This window comes from Roseomonas rosulenta, from assembly GCF_016106005.1.
GTDB classification, from domain to species: Bacteria; Pseudomonadota; Alphaproteobacteria; order Acetobacterales; family Acetobacteraceae; genus Neoroseomonas; species Neoroseomonas rosulenta.
Map to the genome: position 1 here is coordinate 1 of NZ_JACADR010000381.1, position 3397 is coordinate 3397.

Annotated in this window: 4 protein-coding genes; 1 reads left to right on the forward strand and 3 read right to left on the reverse strand. The window is 75.2% G+C overall.

What is annotated here, in order from left to right:
• On the forward strand, positions 1-843 hold an 843-nt coding region (locus HW578_RS24565; protein ID WP_198373333.1), incomplete at its 5' end, for a Tim44 domain-containing protein.
• 136 nt (positions 844-979) lie between these two features.
• Here HW578_RS24565 and HW578_RS24570 read toward each other — a convergent pair.
• The 3 genes from HW578_RS24570 to HW578_RS24580 all read right to left on the reverse strand — a co-directional run.
• The gene (locus HW578_RS24570) at positions 980-1897 is read right to left on the reverse strand and encodes an alpha/beta fold hydrolase (protein ID WP_369407970.1); all 918 of its coding nucleotides are present in this window, start codon (positions 1895-1897) and stop codon (positions 980-982) included.
• 17 nt (positions 1898-1914) lie between these two features.
• Entirely contained in the window at positions 1915-2589 is a 675-nt protein-coding gene (locus tag HW578_RS24575; protein ID WP_198373334.1) for an RraA family protein, read from the reverse strand.
• A gap of 70 nt (positions 2590-2659) precedes the next feature.
• Positions 2660-3397, reverse strand: a 738-nt coding sequence (locus tag HW578_RS24580) for a diacylglycerol/lipid kinase family protein (protein WP_198373335.1), incomplete at its 5' end; no start/stop codon positions are given.

Here is a 3397-nt window from a genome sequence, read left to right on the forward strand (position 1 = left end):
AGCCGGACCTATTCGGCGCCGCCGGCGACGCAGACCGCGCCGGGCGCCACGCAGCGCTTCGACCGCACGGCGACGCAGCCGGGCACGCCGGCCACCACCGCACCCCGCCCGGGTGCCGCCCCCGGGGCGGCGCCGGCCTCGCGCGGCTTCTTCGGGTCCTTCGGCGGCGCGCTGCTGATGGGCGGGCTGATCGGCGGGCTGCTGGGCTTCGGCCTGTTCGGCGGCGGCGCGGGCTTTGGCGCCATCCTGGGCATGCTGCTGCAGGTGGCGCTGGTCGGCATCCTGGTCATGCTGGCGGTGCGCTTCTTCCGCCGCCGCCAGCAGCCGGCCACGGCCGGTGGGCCGCAGGCCTACGCCTTCCAGCCGCAGCCGGAGGCGAAGCAGTTCGGCGGCGCGGGCGGTGCGACAGCCGCCGCGCCTGCGGCGCCGGTCACGATCGGGCCCGACGACTACCAGGGCTTCGAGCGCACGCTGGTCGAGGTGAACGCCGCCTGGTCGAAGCGCGACCTGGCTGCCCTGCGCGCCGTGGCGACGCCCGAGATGGTGTCCTACTTCGCGCAGGACCTGCGCGACCTGGAAGCGCGCAACTGGCGCAACGAGACGCGCGACGTGCGCCTCGAGCAGGGCGACCTGGCCGAGGCCTGGAGCGAGGATGGCGAGGACTACGCCACCGTCGCGATGCGCTTCTCGCTGCTGGACGCCACCTTCGACAACGCCACGAACAAGGTGGTCGAAGGCAGCACCACGCAGCGCACCGAGGCGACCGAGGTCTGGACCTTCGTCCGCAAGGGCCCGGGCGGGCGCTGGATACTCTCGGCGATCCAGCAGACCGCGCACGCCTGACGCGCAGGACGGCGCGCTGACGACAGAGGCCTCCCGCTCCGGCGGGGGGCCTTTTTCATGCCCGTGCCCCCGCGAGCATCCGGCAGGCGGCCGGTCACGGGTGCAGCGCCTCGGCCGGGCTGCGCCCGCGCGCCCGCTATCGCTCCAGGAAGGCGCGCACCGGCCGCAGCGAGGCCTCCGGGTCTTCCTCCTGCGGCACATGCCCGAGGCCGGGCAGCACCACCAGTTCCGCGCGCGGCAGCACGGCCAGCCAGTCCTGCCCGTGGCTCGCCGGGATCAGCCGGTCCTGCGCGCCCCACAGCAGCAGGACGGGCTGCGTCAGGCGCGGCAGCAGCGGGCGCGGGTCCTCCAGCACGTGCTGCGCCATGCGCGCCAGGATGGCGGGGCGCACGCCGGGCGCGCGCAGCAGGTCGTAGGCGCGGTCGACATCGGCCTCGGTCATGCGCGACGCATCGGCATAGGCTGGCGCCAGCGTGGCGCGCACCATGCTGCGCGGCATCGTCCAGGGCAGCAGGTGGACCAGCGGCGGCACCGGCTCCGGCGCGCCATAGGGGCGCCCCGGACTGGCGAAGCCGTCCGGCGCCACCAGGACCAGGCGGCGCACGCGCGCCGGCTCCGCCAGGGCGAAGCGCCAGGCGATGCGCCCGCCCATGGAATTGCCCACCACATCGGCCTCAGCGATGCCGAGCCGGTCCATCAGCGCCGCCAGCACCACCGCTGCGCGCGCATCGGTATAATCGCCGGTCGGATCCGGGCCGGTCAGCGCGAAGCCGGGCAGGTCGATTCGCACCACGCGGAAGCGGTCGGCCAGGCGTTCCGCCCAGCCCTCCCAGCTGTGCAGGCTCGACCCGAAGCCGTGCAGCATCAGCACGGCCGGCCCGTCGCGCCGGCCGGTGTCGCGCAGATGCAGCCGCAGCCCCGCGACATCGAGGAATTCCGAGGGCGGCCCCGCATGGGCGGCGCGCAGCCGGGCGGGGTCCTCGTCGGGCGTGTAGAGCCACATGGCGGCACCGATCACCAGCAGGAGAAGCCCGGCGCCGATCCAGGCGAGCACGCGTCGCGCCCGCCGCATCAAGCGCCCTCGCAGCCCTTGGCGCGCAGGGCGTCCAGCACCCAGGCGCGGTCGTAGGTGCCGGCATCGATCGCCGCCTGGGCGCGCTGTTCCTTCGCGTTGTGCGCCTCGGCCGCGGCGATGACCTCGGCGGCATGGGCGCGCGGCACGACCACCACGCCATCGGCATCCGCCACGATCAGGTCGCCCGGCATCACCACCTGGCCGCCGCAGGCGATCGGGTGGCCGATCTCGCCGGGGCCGTCCTTGTAGGGGCCGGAGGGCGTGGCGCCGCAGGCCCAGACGCCGATGTCCATCGCCGCCAGCGCCTCGACATCGCGCACCGCGCCGTCGAGGACGATGCCCTGCACGCCGCGCTTCATGGCATGGCCGATCATCAGTTCGCCCATCAGCGCGATCGCGAGGTCCCCGGCGCCGTCGCCCACGATGATGTCGCCGGGTGCCGCCATGTCGCAGGCGCGGTGCAGCATCAGGTTGTCGCCCGCGCGCGCCTTCACGGTGAAGGCCGGCCCCGCGATCACCTTGCGCCCGCCGAAGGGGCGGAAGCCGCCGCGCAGGGTCTGGATGCGGTTCATCACGTCGCCGATGTTGGCGGCGGGGAGGTTCAGCGCGCGGGCGCAGAGCGCGGGATCGACGCGCTGCGTCACGGGGGCGATGCGGAAGCCGATGGCCATGGGGCGGTCCTGTCCGGAAGGGGGCGCATGGCAGCATGGCCGGGGGCAACCGGCCAGGGGCCGCGCGTGGTCAGGGCACCACGATGCGCATCGGCTTCGGCGCGGCGCCGATCGCCACCGGCAGGCAGGCCGCCGCATCGCCATCCGCCTGCACCGGGATCCCTGCGCCGTCGAGCCTGACCTCCGAGGCCTGGCGGATCTCGACGCTGCGCAGGCGCGGCAGCAGGCCGAGCGGCAGCGCCGCGCCGTAGCGCAGTGCCGCCAGCGCGCCGGCACTGCGGAACAGCGCCACATGGAAGCCCTCCCGGCGCGGATCGGCACCGGGTGCCAGCAGGAAGCGCCCCGCATAGAGCCTGCCCTTGGTGACGATCACGCTGGCGGCTTCCTCCTCGTGCCCGTCGAGCACGCAGCGGATCGGCGCGAAGGGGTAGCGGGGCATCTCGCGCAGCGTCTGCGCCACATAGGCCGCCTTGCCGATGGCGCGCTTCAGCCCCGGCGGCAGGCGATGCACCACCGCCGCGTCGAAGCCCGCGCCCAGCATCTGCACGAACAGCAATTCGCGCCCATCGGCGAAGCGCGCCAGCCCCGGATGCAGCAGCGCGGTGCGCCCCATGGCCAGCACCGCCGCCGCGCCCGCCGGCGCGCGCGGCAGGCCGAGCTCCAGCGCCAGCACATTGGCGGTGCCGAGCGGCAGCACGCCGAGCGCGCTGTCCGACCCCGACAGCCCCGCGGCGACCTCGGCGATGGTGCCGTCGCCACCGGCGGCGACCACCACGGGCACGCCGGCCCGCGCGGCCTCGCGCGCGAG